General features: G+C 74.7%; 21 protein-coding genes. 14 read left to right on the plus strand and 7 right to left on the minus strand.

The annotated features are described in order from the left end of the window. From M8C11_RS07325 to M8C11_RS07340, 4 genes are all read left to right on the plus strand, one after another. Complete coding sequence (locus M8C11_RS07325; RefSeq protein WP_120570202.1) at positions 1-189, plus strand: MbtH family NRPS accessory protein; 189 nt, start codon at positions 1-3, stop codon at positions 187-189. Continuing rightward, a complete protein-coding gene (locus M8C11_RS07330) occupies positions 186-3,311 on the plus strand; it encodes an amino acid adenylation domain-containing protein (protein WP_252448944.1) in 3,126 nt (1,041 codons plus the stop codon). Before M8C11_RS07325 ends, M8C11_RS07330 begins: the two co-directional genes overlap by 4 nt. Then, complete coding sequence (locus tag M8C11_RS07335) at positions 3,311-8,797, plus strand: non-ribosomal peptide synthetase/MFS transporter (protein WP_252448946.1); 5,487 nt, start codon at positions 3,311-3,313, stop codon at positions 8,795-8,797. Before M8C11_RS07330 ends, M8C11_RS07335 begins: the two co-directional genes overlap by 1 nt. 557 nt (positions 8,798-9,354) lie before the next feature. Next, positions 9,355-11,004, plus strand: coding sequence for a DUF885 domain-containing protein (locus M8C11_RS07340; protein ID WP_252448948.1), 1,650 nt, complete (start codon positions 9,355-9,357; stop codon positions 11,002-11,004). Here M8C11_RS07340 and M8C11_RS07345 read toward each other — a convergent pair. After that, positions 10,950-12,158, minus strand: a complete 1,209-nt coding sequence (locus M8C11_RS07345) for a hypothetical protein (RefSeq protein ID WP_252448950.1) — start codon at positions 12,156-12,158, stop codon at positions 10,950-10,952. The two genes, M8C11_RS07340 and M8C11_RS07345, sit on opposite strands and share 55 nt — an antisense overlap. 43 nt (positions 12,159-12,201) lie before the next feature. Then, positions 12,202-12,714 carry an NUDIX hydrolase gene (locus tag M8C11_RS07350; protein WP_252448952.1) on the minus strand — a complete coding sequence of 171 codons (513 nt, stop codon included), beginning with the start codon at positions 12,712-12,714 and terminating at the stop codon, positions 12,202-12,204. A 69-nt stretch (positions 12,715-12,783) separates the two neighbouring features. Between M8C11_RS07350 and M8C11_RS07355 the strand changes: the two genes are divergently transcribed. Beyond that, positions 12,784-13,278: a type II toxin-antitoxin system PemK/MazF family toxin gene (locus M8C11_RS07355; RefSeq protein ID WP_120570195.1), complete on the plus strand. Its 495-nt coding sequence runs from the start codon at positions 12,784-12,786 to the stop codon at positions 13,276-13,278. 130 nt (positions 13,279-13,408) lie between these two features. On the opposite strand, the gene M8C11_RS07360 is transcribed toward M8C11_RS07355, so the two are convergent. Then, the gene (locus M8C11_RS07360; protein ID WP_120570194.1) at positions 13,409-14,044 is read right to left on the minus strand and encodes a GGDEF domain-containing protein; all 636 of its coding nucleotides are present in this window, start codon (positions 14,042-14,044) and stop codon (positions 13,409-13,411) included. A 225-nt stretch (positions 14,045-14,269) separates the two neighbouring features. On the opposite strand from M8C11_RS07360, the gene M8C11_RS07365 reads away from it, so the two are divergent. The 3 genes from M8C11_RS07365 (at position 14,270) to M8C11_RS07375 (ending at position 17,056) form a co-directional block, all read left to right on the plus strand. Beyond that, positions 14,270-14,527, plus strand: a complete 258-nt coding sequence (locus tag M8C11_RS07365) for a DUF397 domain-containing protein (RefSeq protein WP_120570193.1) — start codon at positions 14,270-14,272, stop codon at positions 14,525-14,527. Positions 14,528-14,632: 105 nt separating this feature from the next. Further along, positions 14,633-15,520: a helix-turn-helix transcriptional regulator gene (locus tag M8C11_RS07370; RefSeq protein ID WP_252448954.1), complete on the plus strand. Its 888-nt coding sequence runs from the start codon at positions 14,633-14,635 to the stop codon at positions 15,518-15,520. A 93-nt stretch (positions 15,521-15,613) separates the two neighbouring features. Continuing rightward, positions 15,614-17,056 carry a serine/threonine-protein kinase gene (locus M8C11_RS07375; RefSeq protein WP_252448956.1) on the plus strand — a complete coding sequence of 481 codons (1,443 nt, stop codon included), beginning with the start codon at positions 15,614-15,616 and terminating at the stop codon, positions 17,054-17,056. A 3-nt stretch (positions 17,057-17,059) separates the two neighbouring features. Here M8C11_RS07375 and M8C11_RS07380 read toward each other — a convergent pair whose 3' ends face one another. Next, entirely contained in the window at positions 17,060-17,752 is a 693-nt protein-coding gene (locus M8C11_RS07380; RefSeq protein WP_252448958.1) for a carbon-nitrogen hydrolase family protein, read from the minus strand. A gap of 66 nt (positions 17,753-17,818) precedes the next feature. Between M8C11_RS07380 and M8C11_RS07385 the strand changes: the two genes are divergently transcribed. Beyond that, entirely contained in the window at positions 17,819-18,598 is a 780-nt protein-coding gene (locus tag M8C11_RS07385) for a DedA family protein (RefSeq protein ID WP_252448960.1), read from the plus strand. A 7-nt stretch (positions 18,599-18,605) separates the two neighbouring features. Here the strand turns inward: M8C11_RS07385 and M8C11_RS07390 are convergent, their stop codons facing one another. After that, complete coding sequence (locus M8C11_RS07390) at positions 18,606-19,964, minus strand: S9 family peptidase (protein ID WP_252448962.1); 1,359 nt, start codon at positions 19,962-19,964, stop codon at positions 18,606-18,608. Between the two features lie 151 nt (positions 19,965-20,115). Beyond that, positions 20,116-21,447: an NADP-specific glutamate dehydrogenase gene (gdhA, locus tag M8C11_RS07395; RefSeq protein ID WP_121685649.1), complete on the minus strand. Its 1,332-nt coding sequence runs from the start codon at positions 21,445-21,447 to the stop codon at positions 20,116-20,118. Between the two features lie 92 nt (positions 21,448-21,539). Here gdhA and M8C11_RS07400 point away from each other — a divergent pair, with 92 nt between their 5' ends. From M8C11_RS07400 to M8C11_RS07415, 4 genes are read left to right on the plus strand one after another with little or no spacing between them, the layout of a single operon-like run. Further along, positions 21,540-21,881: a MazG-like family protein gene (locus M8C11_RS07400; protein WP_252448963.1), complete on the plus strand. Its 342-nt coding sequence runs from the start codon at positions 21,540-21,542 to the stop codon at positions 21,879-21,881. Between the two features lie 30 nt (positions 21,882-21,911). Continuing rightward, positions 21,912-22,748, plus strand: a complete 837-nt coding sequence (locus M8C11_RS07405; RefSeq protein WP_121685645.1) for a hypothetical protein — start codon at positions 21,912-21,914, stop codon at positions 22,746-22,748. 15 nt (positions 22,749-22,763) lie between these two features. Further along, a complete protein-coding gene (locus tag M8C11_RS07410) occupies positions 22,764-23,735 on the plus strand; it encodes a pirin family protein (RefSeq protein WP_252448964.1) in 972 nt (323 codons plus the stop codon). 44 nt (positions 23,736-23,779) lie between these two features. Beyond that, on the plus strand, positions 23,780-24,448 hold the full coding sequence (locus tag M8C11_RS07415) for a hypothetical protein (protein WP_091427163.1): 669 nt from the start codon (positions 23,780-23,782) through the stop codon (positions 24,446-24,448). Positions 24,449-24,780: 332 nt separating this feature from the next. Here the strand turns inward: M8C11_RS07415 and M8C11_RS07420 are convergent, their stop codons facing one another. Continuing rightward, positions 24,781-25,050, minus strand: a complete 270-nt coding sequence (locus tag M8C11_RS07420) for a DUF2795 domain-containing protein (RefSeq protein WP_091427162.1) — start codon at positions 25,048-25,050, stop codon at positions 24,781-24,783. A 178-nt stretch (positions 25,051-25,228) separates the two neighbouring features. Here M8C11_RS07420 and M8C11_RS07425 point away from each other — a divergent pair, with 178 nt between their 5' ends. Beyond that, positions 25,229-25,636, plus strand: a complete 408-nt coding sequence (locus tag M8C11_RS07425; protein WP_120570183.1) for a DUF2267 domain-containing protein — start codon at positions 25,229-25,231, stop codon at positions 25,634-25,636. Positions 25,637-25,652: the final 16 nt, after the last annotated feature.

Genomic DNA, 25,652 nt, shown 5'->3' on the forward strand with positions numbered 1-25,652 from the left:
ATGGCCGAACCCCGATTCCTGGTCGTCCGCAACGACGAGGAGCAGTACTCGATCTGGTCGGCCGACCGGGACCTGCCCGCCGGCTGGCACGACACCGGCTTCGCCGGCAGCCGCGAGCAGTGCCTGGCCCACGTGGACGAGGTCTGGACCGACATGCGTCCCCGCTCCGTGCGCGAGGCCCTCTCATGAGCACGAGCCAGGAGTGGACCTTCCCGGCCTCCTACGCCCAGGAGCGGGTGTGGATGGCCAACCAGCTCGACGCCGGCTCGCCGGTGTTCAACGTGTCCTTCCCGTGGCTGTTCCCGGCCGGCGTGGACGCCGGCACGGCCGGTGACGTGGTCAACCGGGTGATCGCCCGGCACGAGGCGCTGCGTACCCACCTGCGGACCGACGACGGCGCGCTGGTGCAGGTCGTACGCGCCCACGAGCCGGCGCCGCTGCCCGTCACCGACGTCACCCACCTGCCCGCCGGTGAGCAGCGGGCCGAGTTCGAGCGCATCCGCGGCGAGATGGCGCGCCTGCCGATCCCGCTGGACGCGGCGCCGCTGTGGCGGGCCCGGCTGATCCGCATGACCGAAGGGCTGGCGCTGGCGTTCGTGGTGCACCACGCCGTCTTCGACAGCCACTCGGCGGTGCTGTTCCACGCCGAGCTGCTCGCGTTCTGCGAGGCCGCGCGCACCGGCGCCGAGCCCGCCGTGCCCGAGCTGCCCATCCAGTACGCCGACTTCGCGGTCTGGCAGCGCCAGCAGCTCACCGGCGAGGAACTGGACCGTCAGCTCGCGTTCTGGACCGGTCACCTGGCCGGCGCGCCGCCGGTCACCGGCCTGCCGCTGGACCGGCCCCGCCCGGCCCAGCTCGGGTTCGCCGGTGACGAGGTGCGCTTCACGCTGCCCGACGGGCTGCTGGACCGCGTCGGCGCGCTGGCCACCGGCGCGCAGGCCACCCCGTACATGGTGCTGCTGGCCGGTTTCGCGGCGCTGCTGTCGCGGATCTCCGGCGACGCCGACGTGGTGGTCGGCGTCTCCACCGCGGGCCGGGACAACCCGGAGCTGACGCCGCTGATCGGCATGTTCGTCAACCCGGTGGCGCTGCGCTGCGACGTCTCCGGCGACCCGACGTTCGCGGCGCTGCTCGGCCGCGTCCGCAACGGCCTGATCGACGCCATGGAGCACGGGCAGACGCCGTTCCAGAAGATCGTCGAGGCGGTCGACCCGCAGCGTGACCCGTCGGTGCAGCCGATCTTCCAGACCGCGCTGAACTGGATCCCGGACTCCGGCCTCGACCCGGTGGAGCTGGGCACCACGAAGGACGACCTGGCCTTCGACATCACCACCGGCGACTGCCGCCTGGTCTACCGCACCGACCTGTTCGACCGGGCCACGGCCGAGACGGTGGTCAGCCGCTACGTACGGCTGCTCGCCGCCGCCGTCGCCGAGCCGGAGCGTACGGTCGGCGCGCTGCCGCTGCTCACCGACGCCGAGCGGGAACAGGTGCTCGACGCCTGGAACGACACCGCCCACGACGTGCCGGTGACCACTGTGGTCGACGAGGTGCAGCGGCAGGCCGCCGCCACCCCGGACGCGGCGGCGCTGGTCTGCGACGGCGTGACGCTCGGCTACGGCGAGCTGAACACCGCCGCGAACCGGCTGGCCCGGCTGCTCGTGGCGCGCGGCGCCGGCCCGGAGACCAGGGTCGCGCTGGCGCTGCCCCGCTCCTGCGACCTCGTCGTGGCGATGCTCGCGGTGCTGAAGGCGGGTGCCGCGTACGTGCCGGTGGACACCGCGTACCCGGCCGGCCGGATCGCGTACCTCCTGGCCGACGCCGCACCGGCGCTGGTGGCGACCACGCCGGACACCGCCGCCCTGGTGCCCGGCGACGCGCTGGTGCTCGACGGCGAGGTCGGGTCGGACCAGGCCGGCGACGACCTCACCGACGCCGACCGGGTCGCGCCGCTGCGCCCGGAGCACCCGGCGTACGTGCTCTACACCTCCGGCTCCACCGGCCGCCCGAAGGGCGTGGTGGTCGAGCACCGGGCGGTGACCGCGTACCTGGCGTGGGCCCGCGCCACCTACCCGGGGCTTTCCGGGGTGGCGCTGCTGCACTCGCCGGTGTCGTTCGACCTCACCGTCACGGGCCTGCTCGGCACGCTGACGGCCGGCGGCACGGTCCGGCTCGCCGCGATCGACGAGCCCGCCGCCCGCGCCGGTGGCCGGCCGGCCTTCCTCAAGGTCACGCCGAGTCACCTGCCGCTGCTCGACGGCGAGCTGTCGCCGACGGCCGACCTGGTGATCGGCGGCGAGGCGCTGACCGGGGAGCAGCTCGTCGCCTGGCGGGCCGCACACCCCGACGTGGCGGTGATCAACGAGTACGGCCCGACGGAGGCCACTGTGGGTTGCGTCGCGGCCCGGATCGCCCCCGGCGAACCGGTCCCGGCCGGCCCGGTGCCGATCGGCACGCCCACCTGGAACACCCGGGCGCTGCTGCTCGACGCCGCCCTGCGGCCGGTGCCCCCGGGCGTGGTGGGGGAGCTGTACGTCACCGGCACCCAGCTCGCCCGCGGCTACCACGACCGGCCCGGCCTGACCGCGGAGCGGTTCCTGCCCTGCCCGTACGGCCCGCCCGGCGCCCGGATGTACGCCACCGGCGACCTGGCCCGCTGGCGCGCCGACGGCACGCTGGACTACCTGGGCCGCCGCGACGACCAGGTCAAGGTGCGCGGCATGCGCATCGAGCTGGGCGAGGTCGAGGCGGCGCTGCTGGCCCACCCGGACGTGCGCGCCGCCGCCGCGGCGGTACGCACCGACGGCGGCGAGCCGGCGCTCGTCGGCTACCTGGTGGGCCCGGCCCACGAGGACTCGGTCCGCGCCGAACTGGCCCGCGAGCTGCCCGCGCACCTGGTGCCGGCCGCCCTGGTCCGGCTGGACGCGCTGCCGCTGACGCCGAACGGCAAGCTGGACCGTGCCGCGCTGCCCGCCCCGGCGGCGGCCGAGCAGGCCCAGGACAGCTACGTCGCGCCCCGCACCGATGCCGAAGGGCTGGTCGCCGAGGTGTACGCCGAGATCCTCCAGGTGGAGAAGGTCGGCGCCCTGGACGACTTCTTCGCCCTCGGCGGCAACTCGCTGCGCGGCATGCGGGCGATGGCCCGGATCCGCGCCGAGGTGGACGTCGACCTGCCCATGCGGGCGCTGTTCAGCAGCCCCGTGGTGGCGGACCTGGCCGCCCAGATCGAACAGCGGATCGCCGCCGAACTCGACGGGCTCTCCGACACCGAGGTCGCCGCGCTGCTCGCGGCGGAAGAGGGAACCAACTGATGACCGACCTGAAGGATCCGGCCCGCGAGGCGGCCCGGCAGGCGCTGATCGCCCGACGGCTACGCGCCCGCCAGACCGCTCCCGCGGCCCGGATCACCCCCCGCCCGTCCGGCGCGGAGGTGCCGCTGTCCTACGCCCAGGAGCGGGTCTGGTTCATGGACCAGCTCGCCCCGGGCGAGGCGGCGTACCACATCGCGGTGCCGCTGCGGGTGCGCGGACCACTGGACGTGGACGCGCTGCGTGCCGCCCTGACCGGGCTGGCCGAGCGGCACGAGTCGCAGCGCACCCGCTTCCCGGCCGACGCCGACGGCCGTCCCACAGTGGTCGTCGCGGACACCGCCGACGTGCCGCTCACAGTGGTGGACGCGCCCGACGAGGCCGCCGCGCAGGCGCTCGTCGACGCGGCGGCGGCCGAGCCGTTCGACCTGGCGAACGGTCCGCTGCTGCGGGCCCTGCTGATCCGGCTGACCGCCGAGGACCACGTGCTGTTCCTCGCCCAGCACCACATCGTCGGCGACGGCTGGTCGGTGGACGTGCTGCTGCGCGACCTGATCACGCTCTACCGGGGCGGCGAGCCGCCCGCGCTGCCGATCCAGTACGGCGACTTCGCCGTCTGGGAGGCCCAGGAGCTGGACGGTCCGCAGGCGCGGGCGCACGTCGACTACTGGAAGCAGCGGCTGGCCGGCATCACGCCGCTGGAACTGCCGCTGGACCGGCCGCGCCCGGCCACCCAGACGTACCGGGGCGACTTCGTCGAGTTCCAGCTCGACCCGGCCGCCACCGAGGCGCTCAACACGCTCACCCGCGACAGCGGCGGCACGCTGTTCATGACGCTGCTCGCCGCGTACCAGGTGCTGCTGGCCCGGCACTCCGGCCAGGACGACTTCGCGATCGGCGCGTCGGTGGCCGGGCGGTCCGCACCGGAGCTGGAGAACCTCGTCGGCATGTTCATCAACATGCTGCCGCTGCGCGCCGACCTGGGCGACGACCCGACGTTCACCGAGCTGCTGGAACGCACCCGCCGCACCGTGCTCGACGGGTTCGAGCACGCCGAGGTGCCGTTCGCCAAGGTGGTCCACGAGCTGGGCCTGCCGCGCGACGTCAGCCGCTCCCCGGTGTTCCAGGCCATGTTCGTGCTGCAGAACTACGAGATGGGCCGGTTCACCGGCGTGTCCCGCACCGACGAGGTCACGTTCTCCTGGACCCCGATGGAGTTGCAGGCCACCCGGTTCGACTTCGAGCTGCACGCGGTGGAGACCGTCGACGGGCTCTGGGGCAAGCTGGTCTTCAACACCGACCTGTTCGACCGGGTGACCGTGGAGCGGATGGCCCAGCGGTGGACCACCTTGCTGGACGCGGTCGTCGCCGCGCCGGACACCCCGGTGTCCCGGCTGCCGCTGCTGCCCGCCGCCGAGCGGGACCTGCTCGCCGCCTGGAACGACACCACTGCGGACTTCCCGCGCGAGCAGACGCTGCACGGCCCGATCGAGGAGCGCGCCGCGGCCACCCCGGACGCGGTGGCGGTCACCATCGACGGGCACAGCCGCACGTACGCCGAGCTGAACGCGCAGGCCAACCGCGTCGCGCATCGGCTGCGCGCGGCCGGCGTCGGCCCGGAGACGCTCGTCGGGGTGTGCGCGGAACGGTCGGTGGAGCTGGTCGCCGGGCTGCTCGGCGTGCTCAAGGCCGGCGGCGCGTACCTGCCGCTGGACCCGGAGTACCCGGCCGACCGGCTCGCGTTCATGGTCGGCGACGCGGACGCGCCGGTGGTGCTGGTCCAGTCGCACCTGCGCGACGTGCTGCCCGACACCGGCGCCACGGTGCTCGAACTGGACGACGCCGCAGTCTGGGCCGACCAGCCCGGGACCGACCCCGGGCCGACGGCCGGGCCGGAGCACCTGGCGTACGTCATCTACACCTCCGGCTCCACCGGCCGCCCGAAGGGCGTGCCGAACACGCACCGGGGCATCGTCAACCGGCTCGACTGGATGCAGAAGACGTACGGCCTCGGCGCCGACGACGCGGTGCTCCAGAAGACCCCGGCGAGCTTCGACGTGTCGGTGTGGGAGTTCTTCTGGCCGCTGCGTACCGGCGCCCGCCTGGTGCTGGCGAAGCCCGGCGGCCACAAGGACGCCGGCTACCTGCGCGACCTGCTGGTGTCCGAGCGGATCACCACCGCCCACTTCGTCCCGTCGATGCTCACCGTCTTCCTCGCCGAGGACGGTGTGGAGGCGGCCACCGCGCTGCGCCGGGTGATCTGCTCCGGCGAGGAGCTGCCGCTGGCGTCGGCGGCCGACTTCACCGCCCGGCTGCCCTGGTGCGGCCTGCACAACCTGTACGGCCCGACCGAGGCGGCCATCGACGTGACCGCCTGGGCGTGCGAGCCGGACCGGCTGGCGCAGATGACGAGCGTGCCGATCGGCGCGCCGATCGCCAATCTGCGGCTGCACGTGCTCGACCCGTCCGGCGCGCAGTGCCCGGTCGGGGTGGCCGGTGAGCTGCACATCGGCGGCGTCGGGCTGGCCCGCGGCTACCACCGCCGGCCGGCGCTGACGGCGGAGAAGTTCGTCCCCGACCCGTACTCGGACGAGCCGGGCGCCCGCCTCTACCGCACCGGCGACCTGGCCCGCTGGGTCGTCGGCCCGGACGGCGCCGGGGTGATCGAGTTCCTGGGCCGGATCGACCACCAGGTCAAGCTGCGCGGCCTGCGCATCGAGCTGGGCGAGATCGAGAGCGCGCTGCGCGAGCAGCCGGGCGTCACCGAGGCCACGGTGATCGTCCGCGAGGACAGCCCGGGCGACAAGCGGCTCACCGCGTACCTGGTCGGCGCCGCGGAGCACGCCGCGCTGAAGGCGGCGCTGAAGGACACGCTGCCGGAGTACATGGTGCCGGCCGCGTTCGTCACGCTCGACGCGCTGCCGCTGACCCCGAACGGCAAGCTGGACCGCAAGGCGCTGCCCGCGCCGGTGGTCACCCGCGAGGCGTCGGTGGCGCTGGTCGAGCCGCGCGACGACACCGAGCGGGCGCTCGCCGCGATCTGGTCCGAGGTGCTGGGCGTGGACACGCTCGGCATCGACGACGACTTCTTCGACCTGGGCGGGCACTCGATGCTCGCCACCCAGGTGGTCGCCAAGATCCGCAAGGCGGAGCTGGGCGGCCGGGCGGTCGGCGTGATGGACCTGTTCCAGCAGCGCACCATCCGCGAACTCGCCGCGTTCATCTCCGGCGATGCCGCGCAGGAGGGGCCGCGCCGGCTGCTCTACGAGCTGACCAAGCCGATCCCGGCGGGCAAGCGGGTGCTGACGTACGTCTGCGTCCCGTACGGCGGCGGCAGCGCCATCGTCTACCAGCCGCTGGCCGACGCGTTGCCGGCCGGGTACGGGCTGTGGTCGCTGGCGATCCCCGGCCACGACGTGGGTCTCAGCGAGGACGCGCTGCCGTTCGACGAGCTGACCAGCCGGGTCGCCGACGAGATTCTGGAGCGGGTCGAGGGACCGATCGCCCTGTACGGCCACTGCGGCGTGGGCAGCGCCATCCTCGCCGACGTGGCCCGCAAGGTCGAGGCGGCCGGCCGGGACCTGGAGGCCGTCTACATCGGCGCCATGTTCCCGTTCGCCCGCCCGAAGGGCGTGATCGCGGCGCTGCGCGACCGCCTCGAACGGCTCAGCAGCAACAGGCACTCCGCGAGCTGGCTCAAGTCGATGGGTGTGGACACCGACGAGCTGGACCCGGAGCAGGCCGACCGGATCATCAGCAACATGCGGGCCGACTCCCGCGCCTCGGAGGAGTACTTCACCCGGCTGCTGGACCAGCAGGCGACGAAGCTGCGCGCACCGATCATCTCGGTGGTCGGCTCCGAGGACCCGGTGACCGACTACTACCGCGAGCGGTACGCCGAGTGGCAGTTCCTCAGCGACACGCTCGGCCTCGTGGTGCTCGACCAGGCCGGGCACTTCTTCCTCAAGTACCGGGCCGAGGAACTGGCCGAGATCGTCACGCGGGTGCACCCGGCGGTCGTCGCCGGTGACGTCGGCGCGCTGACCGCGGAGGCCCGGGGCGAGGACGCCGGGTGGGTGGTGGCCGACACGCTGCGGGTGGGCGAGGACCGCAAGCCCACCACCGCGGTCAAGCCGAGCATGGGCCGGTTCATGGCCATCACGACCGGTCAGCTCATCTCCAGCACCGGTTCCGCGCTGACCGCGTTCGCGCTGCCGATCTGGCTGTTCAACCGCACCGGCTCGGTGGCGAACCTCGGCCTGCTGTGGGCGCTCGCGCTGATCTGCGGCGTGCTCATGCTGCCGGTGGCCGGCGCGCTGGTCGACCGGGTCAGCCGGCGGCGGATCATGATGACGGCGAGCTGCTTCGCCGGGTCGGTCCAGCTCGTGCTGGCCGCCCTGTTGTGGACCGACAACCTGGTGCTCTGGCACATCTACATGCTGGTGGCGCTCAGTTCGGTGGCCGGTTCGTTCCAGCGGATCGCGTTCCAGTCGGCGGTGCCGCAGCTGGTGCCCAAGCGCTACCTCGGGCACGCCATGGGCATCACCCAGCTCTCCACCGGTGTGGCCACGCTGCTCATGCCGGCGTTCGCGGCCGGCCTGCTCGCCACCATCGAGCTGAAGGGCATCCTGCTGGTCGACGTGGCCAGCTACGTGTTCGCGGTGCTCACCCTCGCCGTGGTCCGCTTCCCGGACGCGCTGGGCTGGCGGCCCCGGGAACGGCTGCTGGTGGCCATCGCCAACGGCATGCGCTACTCCTGGCGGCACCGCGGGTTCCGGCTGATGCTCGGCTACTTCGCGCTGGGCAACATCTTCCTGGCGCCCGCGCTGGTGCTCATCACGCCGCTGGTGCTGTCGTTCGGCAGCCCGACCCAGGTGGCGCAGGTGGCGCTGGCCGAGGCGGTCGGCGCGGTGCTCGGCGGCGTCCTCATGTCGCTGTGGGGCGGTCCGCGCAAGCGCCGCATGATCGGCGTGCTGGTCGGCAACCTGGGCACCGCGATCGGTTGCGTGCTGATCGGCCTGGACGCGTCGGTGGCGATGATCTGCGTCGGCTTCTGCTGGCTGGCCATGTCGATGACCACCGCGCAGTCGATCTACGCGACGATCGTCCAGGTGAAGGTGCCGCAGCGCTTCCACGGCCGGGTGTTCAGCCTCAACCAGACCATCTCCTGGTCGACGCTGCCGATCGGCTTCGCGTTGCTCGCGCCGGGCGCCACCGCCCTGTTCGAGCCGATGCTCGCCCCGGGCGGGGCGCTGGCCGGTTCGGTGGGCGAAGTGATCGGCACCGGGCCGGGCAGGGGCATCGGCTTCGCGTACATCTGCTTCGGCGTGGCGCTGATCCTGATCACGCTCGGCGGTTTCGCGATCCGGCTGCTGCGCCGGTTCGACATCGAGGTGGAGGACTCCCTGCCGGACGACCTGATCGGCGCCCAGGAGCGGGAGAAGCGCCTGGCCGCCAAGGCCGAGAAGAAGGAGCTCGTCTCGGTCTGACCGTGTCGATCACGGAGTTCGCGTCGGTTCCGGGCACCCGGCCGACGCGAACACCGTGGGCACCGGGCGGGGGCCCGGTCGGCCATCCCGTGCGAATGCCGGGGCTGCACGATGAGCAGCGCCACCAGCAGATGGGTGACTGCTACCGGCATTGTCGCCTTCGCACCGGCCAGGCCGAACGCGAGCAGCGGGAACGGCACGGCGACGAGCAGGACCGCGGCCAGCCGGAACCAGTACCACCGGGCGTCGGCCAGCAGGCGCAGCAGTCCCAGGCTGCCGGCGGCCAGGGCGCTCACGATCAGCCCGCCCCGGCTGAAGATCACGGACGACACCTCGGTGAGGGCCGGGCCGGAGACCTCGACGAGTCCGCCGGGCGGGGTCAGCTGCCACAGCACCGGGACCGCGATGGCGATGCCGAGGTAGAGCAGCAGGTGGATGCTCAACCAGGGCAGGGCGGGTAGGGCCGCGACAGCCTGGATCGGGCGCCGGCGAGGCACATCGACGTTCATGGCGGGAGCGTACCGAGAACCCGCCGGCGTGCGACTAGCCTCGATGCCGTGATCGACGACATCACCGAAGGGCTGCTGCGGGAGGTGGCCCGCCTCGATCCGTGTGCGGCCGTGGTCGAGGCCGGTGAGCTGGACGTCGACGGGCTCACCGACTACAGCCCGGACGGTCACCAGGCCCGCGCCGACCTCGCCGCGCACACCCTGCGCCGGATCGAGGCGCTGCCCGCGACCCCGCTGCACGCCCACCTCGCGGAGCGGCTGCGCGCCCGGATCGCCTTCCACGACGCCGGGGAGGACCTGCGGGAACTGCACGCCGCGGCCACCGGCCCGCTCCAGCTCATCCGACAGTGCGTCGAGTCGGCGGTGCCGGGCCGCGACGCCGAGGGCGCGGCCTCCGAGGACGGCTGGGCCCGCGTCGGCGCGCGCCAGGCCGCGATCCCGGCGGCACTCGACGGGTACGCCCGCAGCCTCCTGCTCGCCGCCGCCCGCGGTCACCTGCCGGCCCGGCGCCAGGTGGAGCTGGTGACGCAGCGCTGCCGCGCCTGGATCGACGACGACACGACCCTGGTGGACCGGTACGGCGACGGCCCGCAGCAGCGGTCGTTGCAGGCGGCGGCGCGCGATGCCCAGGCGGCCTACCGCGGGTTCGCCGCGACGCTCACCGCGGACCTCGCGCCGCTGGCGCACGACGACGAGGCCTTCGGCCCGGCGCGGTACGCGCTCTGGGTGCGGGCCTTCCTCGGCGCGGAACCGGACCTGCGCGAGCTGTACGAGTGGGGCTGGGACGAGTTCACCACGATCGAGGCGGAACTCGTCGCCGAGGCGAAGGCCCTGGGCGGCACCGTGCCCGAGGTGCGGGACCGGCTCGACCGCCCAGGCGCGCCGGGCGTCCTGCACGGCCGGGACGCGTTCGGCTCCTGGCTCCAGGAGTTGCTGGAGACCACCACCGAGCGGCTGCACGGCACCCACTTCGACATCCCCGCGCCGCTGCGGCGCATCGAGTCACGCATCACCGTGTCGGGCGGCACCGCCTACATCGGTCCGTCACGGGACCTGACGCGGCCGGGCCGGGTCTCGTGGCTGCTGCCCGAGGGCCGGGAGCACTTCCCCACCTGGTGGGCGTACAGCACCGCGTACCACGAGGGCGTCCCCGGCCACCACCTGCACCTCGGCTCCGAGGCGTGCCGGGGCGGACCCGGGCAGCGGCTGAACCTGCTCGGCGGGCTCTCCGGCGCCCAGGAGGGCTGGGCCCTGTACGCCGAGCGGTTCATGGACGAGCTCGGGCTCTACGAGCAGCCGGGCGCCCGGCTGGGACACCTGTTCATGCAACTGCTGCGGGCGGCCCGGGTGGTGCTCGACATCGGCCTGCACCTGCGACTGCCGATGCCCTCCGGCGGCGGCGCGCCGTGGACGCCGGACGCCGCGCTGGACCTGCTGCGCGACCGCTGCCACCAGGGCCCGTACGCGCCTCTGGAACTGGCCCGCTACCTGGGCCGGCCCGGGCAGGCGCTCACCTACAAGGTGGGGGAGCGGGTGTGGCGCGACGGCCGCGCGGCGTTCCCCGGCGACCGGCGGGCGTTCCACGACCGAGCGCTGGAACTCGGCTCGCTGGGGCTGGACCAGCTCAGGAGCGCGCTCGCCGCCTATCCGGCCTCGTCGGCGGGCAGCTCCTCCGGGTCGGCCACCCAGGCGGAGTAGACCGGCAGCGCGTGCCACGGGCCGCCGTCCGGGTCGGTGGTCACCGCGACCACCGCGTACGGGTGACCGAACCGCAGCTCCGCGACGCGGGCGACCCCCTCCGGCGGCAGCGCTGTCGCCCGGCCGAACGCGGTCACCGCGGCGGCCTCGAAGCCGTAGCGTCCGAACCGCGCCACCGCCGACTGCGCGGCGTCGAACTCCGGCCCGGTCAGGCCCAGCAGCTCGCCGAGCGCCCGCGCCGCCGCGTCGAAGCCGAACCCGGGCGCGGTGAGGTCGTGCCGGCTCTGCGCCGACCAGCACGGCAGCACCGCCGTGGCGCGTTCCTCCCGGCCGTCGGCCGCGTACGTCCGGGTCGGCTCCTCCCGCAGCGCCCACAGTGGCGTCTCGCCCAGCGGCAGGTCGAACAGCGACCGGTGACCCGGTACGGCGTCCGGGGCGAACGCGGCGGCGCTCGCCAGTTCCTGCGCGGCGGCCAGCACGTCGGCGGCCGGCACCTCGGGCGCGGCGGCCACCGACACCACCAGCATCCCGGCGCGGCCGTCGCCGGCCGGGACCGCGTGCACCGCCACGTCGCCGGCCCGGCCGGTGGCCGCCACCCAGCAGCGGTGCCCGGACGGCGGCGTGCGCAGCACCCACCGCAGGCGGCCCGACCAGGCGCTGCCGGCGCCCAGCTCCGCGCCTGGAGCCGTGTCGAACGGGTCGGCCCACGACACCCGGGTCGCGAGCGCGCTGGCCAGGACCAGCAGCGTGTCCGGGGTGACGTCGACCGGGAAACGGTCGATCAGCCCGCCGGTACGTTCGCGGGCCCAGGCGTCGAGCGCCGCCTGGTCCGGCAGCGCACCGCGCTCGGTGTCCTCCGGCAGGGCGGCCCGCCAGGCGGCCAGCTCCGCCGCGGGCGTGCGCTCCCACAGCGCGGTGGCGGCGGCGACCATCGGGTGCGGCGCGGCCAGCAGCGCCCGGGCCTCGGCCGCGGCGTCGTCCGGGTCGGCGCCGAGCGCCTCGGCCAGCGCCGCGCGGGCGTCGCCGGTGGCGGTCGGGCCGGTCAGCGCCAGCAGCAGCCAGGCGCCGAGTGGGGAGGCGACGTGGTGGGTGTCGCCGGCGGCGCGGTGCAGCCGCTCGGCGTAACGGGCCAGGGGTGCGCGCAGAGGGGTCACGCCTCCACTCTGCCCGGTGGCGCGCCCGGCGGCACGCCGCCGGTCAGGACCACAGCTCGAACGGCTCGTCGATCTCCGTCCCGGCCAGGAACGCCGGGAGCAGTTCCGGCAGGCGCCCGGGGTAGCAGCGCGGCCGCTCGGCGAGCACCTCGGCCAGCGGCCACCAGCGGAACCCGAAGTAGTCCTCCACCTCGTAGTCCAGCCGCAGCGCCTCGTCCACGTCCGGCCCGGGGCCGGGCAGCCGTACCGCCACGATCACCTCGTCCTGGAGGTGGCGGCGCTGCCGGTGCCGGAAGCTGGCCCGCCGCCGCCACGTCGGCGCGCCGACCTCGTCCGGGCCGATGACGATGCCGGTCTCCTCGCGCAGCTCCCGTACCGCCGCCTCCCGGTACGTCTCACCGGGGTCCAGCCCGCCGCCGGGCAGCTCCCACCACACGCCGAGGTCCGGGTGGTCCGGGTCGCGGGTGTGGAACAGCAGCAGGCGGTCGGCGGCGTCGAGCACCACCAGCCGCACCGCGCTGCGCTCGAACAGCGGCAGATCGTCGGGCAACTCCACGCTCCCAGCCTAGGCAACGGGGCAGCGCCGCCTCGCGACCGCCGGACACCGCCGACTAGGCTGCCCGCCGTGGCAGGTCTGTTGAAGAACGTGGCGTCGAAGCTCGGCCGGATCACCCGGGTCGTGCCCGCCCCGGCCCGCACCGGCGGGCCGATCCCGGCCCAGGTCGCGCGCCGCCGCCAGGTGAGCGCGTTGCAGCGCCGTGAGCTGTCGTACGCCCCGGAGCCGGACGGCCACGCCGACCCGGGCGAGATCGTCTGGACCTGGGTGCCGTACGAGGACGACCCGCGTCAGGGCAAGGACCGTCCGGTGCTGGTGGTGGGCCGGCACAGCCGGACGCTGTTCGGGCTGATGCTGTCCAGCCAGAGCGACCGGGACGGTCAGCGGCACTGGCTGGCGCTCGGCCCGGGGGAGTGGGACCGGGACAACCGGCCGAGCTGGGTACGCCTGGACCGGGTGCTCACCATGCGCGAGGACAGCATCCGCCGCGAGGGTGCGGTGCTGGACCGGCCGCGGTTCGACCGGGTCGGGCAGGCGTTGCGCGCCGGCTACGGCTGGCGCTGACCGGCCGGACCGAGCCCGGCCGGCACCGCGACGAGCCGCCGGACCGGGCTGAGCGCCGCGCGACGAGCCGGGCTGAGCGCCGCGCGACGAGCCGGGCTGAGCGCCCCGCGACGAGCCGGGCGGTGCCGGCTCAGCACTCCGCGACGAGCTGGCGGGCGGGGCGGGCGGGGCCGAGCGTCTTCGCCTCGTACATTGCCGCGTCGGCGCGGCAGAGCGCGTCGGCGAGCTGGGTGGGGCAGTGCACCGGCGCGAGCCCGACCGAGGCGGTGACCTGGATGCTGCGCGTGCCCAGCGGGATCGGCGCGGCGAGCGCCTCGCAGAGCCGCCGGGTGGCGTGCTCGATCCACCGGCGGTCGGCCGTGGGGCTGGCCAGCAGGCCGGCGAACTCGTCGCCGCCGAGCCGGGCGACCAGGTTGGGGCCGGCGAACGCGGCGAGCCGCTGCGCCACGCTGACCAGCACCTGATCCCCGGCGGCGTGCCCGTAGCGGTCGTTGACCTGCTTGAAGTTGTCCAGGTCGAGCACGACCGCGACGAGTGGCTGACCGGCCGGGTCGGTGAGCAGGGCGGCGGCGAGCCGGAAGAACGCCCGGCGGTTGGGCAGCCCGGTGAGCGGGTCGTGGCTGGCGGCGTGCCGCTCGGCGGCCAGCTCGGCCTGCAGCAGCTCGATCTCGGCTTCGGCGCGCAGCGCGCGGCGGCGTAACTGCCAGGCGGAGACGATCGCGCCCGCCGCGGAGATGCCGGAGGCGATGGTCATCGGATCCGCCAACGCGTCCTCCTCACCGCAGTCCCGAAGCCGCGCGGAGCGGCGTCCCCGGGGCCGGGCTCGGGTCACCGTGCGTGAACGAACCGGCACACCGTATTTCCGCTATCATGCTCTCTGTCCATTGCAGATGCAATAGCAGATGCACGTGCATCTCACTCCTCAGTCGACAGACGTCGCCACCCACCGCTCCTCCCCGCGGCCTCGGCTGGCTCATCCCGAAGGACGCCCATGCAGCAACCCCCGAACGGCGTGCCCGCGACCGAGTTGCCGCCGATGCGCTGGCTGAAGAGCCGCCGCAGCAACCCCAGCGGCAACTGCGTCGAACTGGCCGAGTTGCCCGGCGGTGGCGGCATCGCGGTCCGCAACTCCCGGCACCCCGAGGGCCCGGCGCTGATCTACACAGTGGACGAGATCGCCGCGTTCGTGCTCGGCGCCCGGGACGGCGACTTCGACCACCTGATCCCGCCGTCCCGTACACGGGACTGACTCCGTCCGTCCGGAGGAGTTCACCTCACTGTCGGTTCATGGCATGCTTACTCGTCGGTCCGGGAGGGTGCCCGGCCGGGGCGGTCGGGATGCGAGGGCGGTCAGGTGGCGACGGTGCCCGTCGAGGGTGGTCCGACAAGCGGTCCGACAGTGCTGCGCATGCTGCTCGGCGGGCAGCTGCGCCGGCTGCGGGAGAGCGCCGGGGTCAGCAGGGAGACCGCCGGCTGGGAGATCCGCTCGTCGGAGTCGAAGATCAGCCGGATGGAGCTGGGCCGGGTCGGCTTCAAGGAGCGCGACGTGGCCGATCTGCTCACGCTCTACGGCGTCACCGCGCCCGAGGACCGCGACGCGCTGCTCAAGCTGGCCCGCGACGCGAACAGCCCGGGCTGGTGGCACCGCTACGGTGACGTGCTGCCCGCCTGGTTCCAGTCGTACCTGGGCCTGGAGGCGGCCGCCGCGCTGATCCGCACGTACGAGGTGCAGTTCGTACCCGGCCTGTTGCAGACCGCCGCGTACGCCCGGGAGGTCATCCTGCTCGGCCACCGCGCCGCGTCGGCGGCGGAGCTGGACCGGCGGGTGGAGCTGCGGATGCAGCGCAAGGAGCTGCTGCGGCGCGCGAACCCGCCGCAGCTGTGGGCGGTGCTCGACGAGGCGGTGCTGCGCCGCCCGATCGGCGGCGCCGCGGTGATGCGGGAGCAGATGGACGCGCTGATCGAGGCGACGTCGGGCCCGCACGTGCGGTTGCAGATCGTCCCGTTCGCCGCCGGCGGGCACGCCGCGGCCAGCGGCGCGTTCAGCATCCTGCGCTTCGGCGACGCCGACCTGCCCGACATCGTCTACATCGAGCAGCTCACCAGCGCGATCTACCTGGACAAACGCGACGACCTCGACTTCTACGCCGAGGCGATGGAACGGCTGTGCGTCGAGGCCGCGCCGCCGGAGCGGACCCCGGAGCTGCTGGCCCGCATGCGCGACGAGCTGTACCCGGCCTGACCGGGGCGGCGGCGGGCGCAAGAACGCCGGAACGGGACGAAACGGGGGCGCGGGTTGGTGCGGCCGGTGCCGCGCATGGCAGCCTGGTGAATTATGTCGCCGTTCACGCCCGCCCTGCGCCTGCACGACCGGTACGTCCTGCGCGAACGCATCGGCCTCGGCGGGATGTCCGAGGTCTGGCGCGCCGACGACGAGGTGCTGCACCGGCCCGTCGCGGTCAAGGCCCTCGCCGGGCAGCTCGCCGCCGACCCGCAACTGCGGGCGGTCATCCAGCGCGAGGCCCGCGCGGCGGCACGGCTCACCCACCCGCACGTGACCCAGGTGTACGACTACGGCGAGGCGACGCTGGACAGTGGCGTCGTGGTCCCGTACCTGGTGATGGAGCTGGTGGAGGGGCAGACGCTCGCCGACCGGCTGGCCGGCGGGCCGCTGGCCTGGTCGGACGCGGTCCGCACGGCCGGGCAGGTCGCCGGGGCGCTGGCCGCGGCGCACCGGATCGGCGTGGTGCACCGCGACGTCAAGCCGGCCAACGTGATGCTCACCGAGACCGGCGCGAAGGTGCTCGACTTCGGCATCGCCGCGCCCGCCGGCCCGCACCCGGTCACCGGGCAGACCGGCGCGCTGCTGATGGGCACCCCCGCCTACTTCGCCCCGGAACGCCTCGACCCCGGCCCGGCGAACCCGGCCGGCGACGTGTACGCGCTCGGCGTCCTGCTGTACCGCAGCCTCGCCGGGCGGGCGCCGCTGCCGGTGCGCAGCTGGGACGACGTGCTGGACGTGCGGCGCAACCGTCCGGCGGTGCCGCCGCTGCGGGTGCCCGGCCTGCCGCCGGAGGTCGGCGACCTGGTCCTGGCCTGCCTCGCCGTGGACCCGCAGCGGCGGCCCACAGCGGCCCGGCTCGCCGAGCGGCTCGGCGCGGGCCGTCCGGTGGACCCGCCGACCGCGATCCTGCCCACCGTGGCGCCGGAGGCGCACCCGCCCACCCTCGTCGAGCGGTCCCCGGCCGCCGCGTCCCGCCCGGTCCCGCCGGCACGTCCCGTCGCGCCGCCGCGCCCGGCGGTCTCGTCGAACCGGCTGCTCGGGCTGCTGGTGGCCGGTGCCCTGGTGCTGCTGCTCGCCGTGGTCGGCTCGCTGGTGTGGGGCGACGGCTCCGGCACCCCGCCGGCCGCCGCGCCCACCGCCGGCCCGTCGACCGGCGCCGCCGAACCGCCCGCCCCGAAGCCCACCAGCGCCGCGCCGCCGTCGACGGCATCCGAACCGGTGACGCTGCGTCAGCTCGGCGACCGGTTCGGTGAGCTGCTCGACCGGGCCGAGTCGATCGGCCTGATCGACCGCAAGACCGCCGACGACCTGCGGAAGAAGGCCGGCGAGCTGGACCGGGGCAAACCGAAGGACCGGGACAAGCGGGTCGAGGACCTGCGCGAGAAGATCGACGACGCGGCCGAGGACGACAAGATCGACCCGGTCACCGCCGCCGCGTTGCGGAAGCTGATCGACGGCTACGAGCGGCTGCGCGGCGGCGCCGACGAGGGCTGACGGTCACCGCAGATCGGCGGCCACCACCTCGCCGACGCCGGTGCCGGCACGGACCACCGGCTCACCCGCCGGTGACCAGATCCCGGAACCGCCCGCGGCGCGCGCGTACCCGCCCCCGGTCGAGCCGGCGAAACTCGCAGTCACCACCCACACGCCGTGCGCGGCGGCGACCCGGCGGGCGCGTTCGTCGGGTACCGCCGCGTCCTCGGCCGACTCCAGCACCCCCGCCAGGTAGGCGTCCGCGCCGAGCGCCATCGTCGCCGCCGCGTGCTCCGGCGTCCCCGTGTCCTTGCACACGGCCAGGCCCAGCCGCCAGCCGTCCACATCGAGCACCGCCGGCTCCCGGCCCGGTCGCATGTGCCGCGGCTCCGCGCCACCCAGACACATCTTCCGGTACGCGACCCGCACGCCGTCGGCGTCGACCGCGAGGACCCCGATGTGCGGCCCGGGCACCGGCGCCCCGGCCAGCGCCAGCGTCCCGGTGTCGGCGCAGGCCGCCCGCAGCGGCGCGAGCCTCGGGTCGGCCGGGTCCAGCGGCGCGGCGGTCAGCTCGTACCCGGTCAGCGACATCTCCGGGAACAACACCACGCGGGCCCCGGCGGCGCGTACCGCGTCGGCGTGCCGGACGGCGTTGCCCTCGACGTCGTGGGAGCGGGTCAGCGGCTGGGCGACGGCGATCCGCAACGGCGTACGCATGCCGTACACGATAATGGTTTCCATGACGCGTGGTCGTCCGCGGCTTCGCCCCGTAACGTTGGTCCGATGATCGGAAACGCACAGCTGCTCACCGTCCCCCGGGTGAGCACCTCGCGGGCCGCGGAGCCGACCGGCGACGGAGTAGCCGGCTGGGTCACCGGCCTGATGGAACGGCTCGGTGGTCCCGGCGCCGGCCTCGCGGTGGCCCTGGAGAACCTGTTCCCGCCCATTCCCAGCGAGGTGATCCTGCCGCTGGCCGGCTTCACCGCGAGCCAGGGCAGGATGAGCCTGGCCGGCGCCATCTTCTGGACCACGCTCGGGTCGATCGTGGGCGCGCTGGCGCTCTACTACATCGGCGCGGCCCTCGGGCGGGACCGGATGCGTGCGCTGGCCGCGCGGCTGCCGCTGATCAAGCTGGAGGACGTGGACCGCACCGAGGCGTGGTTCCTGCGCCACGGCGTCAAGGCGGTGTTCTTCGGCCGGATGATTCCGATCTTCCGCAGCCTCATCTCCATCCCGGCCGGGGTGGAACGGATGCCGGTGCCGGTCTTCCTGCTCTACACCGCGCTGGGCAGCCTGATCTGGAACACCACGTTCGTGCTCGCCGGCTACCTGCTCGGCGAGCAGTGGCACGTGGTCGAGGCGTACGCGGGCACGTTCCAGAAGGTCGTCATCGTGGCCGTGCTGGCCGGCGTCTGCTGGTTCGTGGTCAGCCGCGTCCGCCGCTCCCGCCGCACCGCCGCCGACGTGCCGCAGCAACCGGAGCCGCAGCTCGAGCCGGAGCCGCAGGCGGCCCCGCAGGGCACCGTCTACCGGGGCGGCTGGTACGGCCGGGCGGAGGACTGAGGCCGGCTCAGCACGGCGGGTAGAGCGGGCGGGTGCCGGCGCCGGCGGCCCGGGCGGCGTGGTCGCTGAACCGGCAGCCGAAGTCCGGCGCCGCCACCGCACGCCGGTCGGTGACCGCGTCACCGGCCGGGCGTTTGCCGGTGCGGACCCAGCGGGCCAGGTCGTCCCAGGCGGCGCCGGCCTCGGCCGGGCTGAACTCGCAGTGCTGCGCGGTGCGCACCGCCCGCTGCACCAGCAGCCGGGACCGTCCGTGCCGGGCCACGTCCCGGGCGTACGCCTGCTCCATGCGCAACGGCACGAACAGGTCGCCGAGCCCGTGCAGGCTGAGCACCGGCGCGGTGGGCCGCCCGGCGATCCGGGGCACCTCGGTCAGGCCGGGCGAGAGCCGCTGGCGCAGGTTCTCCGGCGCGACCCGCTGCACGGTGGCGTCGAGGTTCACCGGCTGGTTCGGCGCGTACCGGGTGAACAGGTTCGTGGCGAGCTGACCGGGACGCCGGGCGGGGGAGCCGTCCGCCTCGCTGACGGCGATGCCGAACAGGAAGTCCTTCCACACCGCGAACGCGGCGTCGCCGCCCGGCCGTGGCCCGCCGGAGCGTTCCACTGTGACCGCGCGCAGCTGCTTGCCCAAAGCGTTGGTGGTGTCCGGGCCGCCCGGGGTCAGCCCGGCCAGGCCGAGCGTGACCTGGATCCGGGGCACCGCCGAGGTCAGGTAGTCGGCCGGCGTCGGGTACGCGCGCACCCCGGCGAGCGCCTGCGCGACCAGGTTGTAGTCCAGGAAGAAGTCGAACAGTTCCTGGTCGCCGAGCACCCCGCACATCGGCAGCGCCCCGGCGTAGTAGCCCGGGTACTGCTCCAGCGACCGGCCGATGACGTGGCCGCCCATCGACACACCGGCCAGGAGCACCCGGTGCGGGCGCCGGACGGTACGGCTGAACAGGTCGGCCAGGGCGCGCGTGCCGCGTACGCCGGAGCGCACGTCGTAGCCGTTGCGGTCGTACGACGACGACGCCCACGCGTACCCCTGCGCCACCAGGCGCTGCCGCAGCTCGAAGGCGGGCGGCTCCGGCGACAGCTCGGTGCCCTGACCGCGGTAGCCGTGCGCCCACATGACCAGGTCGCCGTTCCAGCGCGCCGGGACCTCGATGATGTACCCGGCGTTCGCGTGCACGCCCTGCCGCACGGTGGTGGCGACCCCGCCGACGACGAGCGGCGGCAGCGGCGGGTTGACGACCGTGTAGCCGGGCAGCGGGCCGCTGCCGTCGTCACGGCCGGTGGCGGCGGCGGGCGCCGCGCCGGTCAGGCCGAGCGTCAGCGCGAGGGCCGCGCCGACGGCGAGCAGCCGGCGGCGGACGGGTGAGGGCTGCATCGCTGCTCCCCGGGGACGGGTGCCACCCCGGGACGGGGGTGACGACGCGGGACGGATGCCTACCGGCCGGTAGCGCCCTGAACCTAGGCCGGGCGTCGAGAGCTGTCAATCGCTGACCGACCGCTCCGTCAGCGTCCGTCCCGCCGTCCGCTCACACCAGCCCGTGCGCCAGCATCGCCTCGGCCACCCGCCGGAACCCCTGGATGTTCGCCCCGGCCACGTAGTCGCCGGGCAGGCCGAACTCCTCGGCCGTCGCCCAGCACCTGTCGTGCACGTCCCGCATGATCTCGCGCAGCCGCTGCTCCGACTCGCCGAACGTCCACGTGTCGCGGCTGGCGTTCTGCTGCATCTCCAGCCCGCTCACCGCCACCCCGCCGGCGTTGGCGGCCTTGCCCGGGGCGAACCGCACCCCGGCCCGGCCGAGGATCCGCACCGCCTCCGGCGTGGTGGGCATGTTCGCCCCCTCCACCACCGCGACGCAGCCGCCGGCGACCAGCGCGGCCGCCTCCGCGCCGCCGATCTCGTTCTGCGTGGCGCAGGGCAGGGCCAGGTCGCAGGGCACCTCCCACACGTTGCGGTCCGGGACCGCCACCGCGTTGCGCGCGTGCTCCGCGTACTCGGCCAGGCGGCCCCGGCGCTGCTCCTTCAGCTCGCGCAGCAACGCCAGGTCGATGCCCTTCTCGTCGACCACGTAGCCGCTCGAGTCGGAGCACGCCACCACGGTGCCGCCGAGCTGGTGCACCTTCTCGATCGCGTAGATGGCCACGTTGCCCGAGCCGGACACCACCACCCGCTTGCCCTCCAGGCTGTCACCGGCCTGCCGGAGCATCTCGTCGGCGAAGAACACCGCCCCGTACCCGGTCGCCTCCCGGCGCACCTGCGCGCCCCCGTACGCCAGGCCCTTGCCGGTGAGCACGCCCGCGTCGTACCGGTTGGTGATGCGCTTGTACTGCCCGAACAGGTAGCCGATCTCCCGGCCGCCCACCCCGATGTCACCGGCCGGCACGTCGGTCTGCGGGCCGATGTGCCGGTACAGCTCGGTCATGAAGCTCTGGCAGAACCGCATCACCTCGCGGTCGGAGCGGCCCTTCGGGTCGAAGTCGGCGCCGCCCTTGCCGCCGCCGATGGACAGCCCGGTCAGCGCGTTCTTGAAGATCTGCTCGAACCCGAGGAACTTCACGATGCCCAGGTAGACCGACGGGTGGAAGCGCAGGCCGCCCTTGAACGGGCCGAGCGCGCTGTTGAACTCCACCCGGAAGCCGCGGTTCACCCGTACCCGGCCCTGGTCGTCCTCCCACGGCACGCGGAAGATGACCTGCCGCTCCGGCTCGCAGACCCGCTCGACCACCTCGGCGTACTCCGGATGCCGGGCCAGGGCCGGACCGATGCTCTCCAGTACCTCGCGGACCGCCTGGTGGAACTCGGGCTCTCCCGGGTTCCGGGCGACCACGCCGGCGAACACCGACTCGACGGTCTCCGGCATCACGGGCACCTCCTCTCGCCTGGGACACAGGCCCCCTGGCCTGCGTCGCCCCAGGATACGAACGGTCCGTGGGGTGGGGTTCACTGGTCCGCGTGGACGCCACCATCTGGACGACGGCGCGGGACGCGCGCGCCTGGCTCGACGCCGCGAACGGCCGCGGCGACACCGAACTGACCTGCCGCATCCTCAAGATCGGCGAGGAGGCCGGCGAGGTCGCCGCGGCCTGGATCGGCCTGCTCGGGCAGAACCCGCGCAAGGGCGTGACGCACACCCGCGAGGAGGTCGCCGCCGAACTTGCCGACGTGGCGTTCACCGCCCTGGTCGCCATCGAGAGCCTCGGCCTGGACGCGCACGCCGTGCTGACCGCGTGCGCCGACAAGGTGCGTTCGCGTACCGGAGTGGGAATGAACCGGGACGCCGACGCGGACGTATGACCCGGTGGGGACCGGCGAGAGGGGACGACCATGACCGCATCCGAGGACGACCCCGACCTGGCCCGGCCCCGCTGGTCCGGCGGAGCCCGGCTGCTGGCCGCCGCCGCGGTGCTGGTGGTGGTGCTCGGGGTCGTCGCGGTGGCGGTGACGCTGTCCAACCCGGCCCGCCTCGGCGTGGTCTTCTCCGGCGGCGCGCCGGCGTCACCGGTCACCGGGAACGGCGGCTCCGGCGCGGCGGGCGCCGCCGAGGTGGCCGGCGCCGAGACCGTCGCCGCGCCCCGCGGCGACCGGCAGCGCGCCCAGTTCGAGCTGGTCGACGGGCTGACCCGGTTCACGCTGCGGGCCGCCGACCTCGGCGACGACCTCTACCGGATCGGCGCGCCGGACGGCTCGGGTGTGACGCCGCGCCCGCAACTCGTGGGCGACCGGGTCCGGCTGCGGGTGGAGGAGAACGGCCGCCCCGGCCCGTCCGCCGTCGAGGTGGTGCTCAACTCCCGGGTCACCTGGCGGCTGCGGCTGATCGGCGGCGTCAGCGAGCAGCGCCTCGACCTGGGCGAGGCCCGGCTCGCCGGGGTCGACCTGGTCGGGGGCGCGTCGCGTACCCGGCTGCTGCTGCCGCGCATCGACGGCTCGCTCACCGTCCGGATGACCGGCGGGGTCAGCGAACTCACCGTCACCGTGCCCGGCGGGCCGCCGGCCCGGGTGCGGGTGGCCTCCGGCGCCGGCTCCCTGACCCTGTACGACGAGCGGCGCGGCGGGATCGCCGCCGGTGACCTGGTCAGTTCGCCGGGCTGGGACCGGGCCGCCGACCGGCTCTACCTCGACCTGGTCGGGGGCGCGAACGCGGTGAGCGTCACCGCGGAGTGAGCGTAGAGTCGGGCGGTGGACCGCACCGAATCCCTGCCCGCGCAGACGCTCCCACCGGGCGTCGGCCCGACCGACCCGGGCAGCGTGCTGCTGCCCGGCCACGACGTCCCGCTCGGCCGCTACACCACGGTGCGCCGGCTGCTGCCGCAGCGGCAGCGCCGGATGGTCGGCGCCTGGTGCTTCGTCGACCACTTCGGGCCCGACGACGTGGCCGACCGGCCCGGCATGGAGGTGCCGCCGCATCCGCACACCGGGCTCCAGACCGTCACCTGGCTGCTCGACGGGGAGATCCTGCACCGCGACAGCCTCGGCAACGTCCAGCCCATCCGCCCGGGCCAGCTCAACGTGATGACCTCCGGGCGGGGCATCGCCCACTCCGAGCGTTCCCCGCTGGTGCACCCGCCGCTGATGCACGGCGTGCAGCTGTGGGTGGCGCTGCCCGACCCGGCCCGGGCCGGTGACCCGGACTTCGCCCACCACGCCGACCTGCCCCGTTTCCGCGACCGCGACGTGGACGTCACGCTGCTCGTCGGCGACCTCGGCGGGGAACGCTCGCCCGCGGTCGTGCACACCCCGCTGGTCGGCGCGCAGATCGAGGTCCGCGGCCCGGCGCCGGCCACGCTGCCGCTGCGTCCGGACTTCGAGTACGGGCTGCTGGCCATGTCCGGCGCCGCCGAGTGCGACGGCACGGCGCTGGCCCCCGGCGCGCTGCTCTACCTGGGCCTCGGGCGGAGCGCGCTGACCCTGCGCGCCGAGCCGGGCACGCGCCTGCTGCTGCTCGGCGGCACCCCGTTCGAGGAGCCGCTGGTGATGTGGTGGAACTTCGTCGGCCGCTCGCACGAGGAGGTGGTGGCCGCCCGGGAGGACTGGATGGCCGGCCGCCGCTTCGGTGTGGTCGCCGACGACGCGGCGCCACCGCTGCCCGCGCCCGCGCTGCCCACCACCCGGCTCAAGGCCCGCGACCGTGGCGGCGACGTACGCGGCTGACCGCCGTACCCGAATGCCGCGCCGTCGCCGGGGTAGACGGCGGCATGCCGACAAAGACCGCCCCGCGCGACGTCGCGGACAAGAAGCGGCTCGCCCGCCGGCTCGCCGGAGACGGCCGCGGGTTCGCCGAGTGCTTCGGGTTCCGGGTGACCAACAACCCGGCCCAGCTGTTCCAGGTGCTGTACCTGGCCGTCCTGCTGGCCCGCCGGGGCGACTTCCACCGGGCCGTCGACGCGGCCACCGCGCTGCGCGACGCCGGCTGGGACACCGCGGCCCGGATGGCCCGCTCCCGGCACGAGGACCGGGTACGCGTGCTGCGCGCCGCCGGGCTGCGCGGTGACCTGGCCGGGATCGCCGACACCCTCGGCGACCTGGCCCGCACGGTCGTCGAGACGTACCGGGGCGACCTGCGCCGGCTGCGGACCGCCGCGCACCAGGACCCGGGCGAGGAACGACGGCTGCTGACCGCGCTGCCCGGAGTGGACGACGAGGTGTGCGACCTGTTCCTGCGCGAGGCGCAGGCGCTGTGGCGCGAGGCGGCGCCGGTGGCCGACCGGCGGGCGCTCGCGGCGGCCCGGCGGCTCGGGCTGGGCCGCACCGCCCGCGACCTCGCCGGACTGACCGGCAACGACGGGTCGGAGCAACTGTCGTGGCTGGTCGGAGCGCTGGCGCGAGTGGACCTGGAGCGGCGGTACGCCGAGGTGACCGCCTGAGCGCACGCGTGCGCCCGGACACACTTCCGCGATTCTCACCCGTTCGGCTGATGCCACGTCGTATGATGATCGTGGCAGCGATGCCCGCCCGGTTCGGGCGAACATCTCACCGCTGCGCGGTCGCGACCCGGTTCGGGCGTGAACCGCGGAGGACAGGTGCTGCGTGGCGCCCCAGGTCGCGGTTCGTGACCCGGGGCGCTCGCCTGTTCAGGGCATGCCGACCGCCCACACGGGAGTGCGCACGACCGCCCACCCGCGACGATCGCACGCCGGGCTCGTCTCGGCACGCGCAGAGGCCGGCGGCCGTGTCGCCCGCCGGCCCGCGGCCGTGCTCAGATGCCGCGCAGGTGCTGCGACACGCGCGGGTGGTCGACCCGGGCCTGCGCCGCGCGCTGCGAAGGGCTCACCTCGGGAGCCGCGTCGATGCCGGCCGAGCGGGCCACCTCGGTGCCGTTGGCGTAGTCCACCGGGGGCAGCGCGCGCAGCGCCCGCAACACGTCCGGCGGCGCGCCCTCCCGTTCCGCCTCGCGGATGACGTCGTCCTTGCCGGCCGGGTAGTCCAGCGCGGACAGGTACTCAAGGACATCCGTGTAACTCGCCATGGGTCGGGCTCCTCGTGGCAGTAGTCGCGGTCGTGACCGGGCGGCGGTTACCCGTCGCGCCGCCGCTCACGCCCCCACGCGCGCAAATCCCGCTGCCGTGATCGCGCCGGTGGCCGGCGCCGTTTCCGGCGCGCCGTCGCGGGTAGCCGCGGTGGGCGCACCGAAGGGGGTACCACGGATGCACTACCTGACCTTCGTGAGCCGGGTCGCCCGGCTCACCGGCACCAGCGAGGACCGGGCCGCCACGCTCACCGGGGCCACGCTGGAGACGTTCGCCGAGCGGCTGACCGGCGGCGAGGTGCTGGACCTGGCCGCGCAGCTGCCGAAGCCACTACAGGGGCTGCTCAGTCCGTATCCGCGCGACGAGGCGGCGGAACGCTTCGGGGCGGCGGAGTTCGTCGCCCGGGTCGCCCGCCGGGCGGACTGCGACGAGAACACCGCCCGGGACGCGGTACGCGCGGTGTTCGTCACGATGCGCGAGGCGATCCGGGGAGGGGAGTTCCAGGAGGTCGTGGTCCAGTTCCCGCGCGACTACCGGGACATGGTCGAACCGGCACTCGCCCCGGCCGCGGCGAACCGCCGCTGAGCCGGTTCGCGGGCGG

Origin of the sequence: Micromonospora sp. CPM1, from assembly GCF_023896895.1 — a bacterium.
Taxonomy (GTDB): domain Bacteria; phylum Actinomycetota; class Actinomycetes; order Mycobacteriales; family Micromonosporaceae; genus Micromonospora; species Micromonospora tulbaghiae.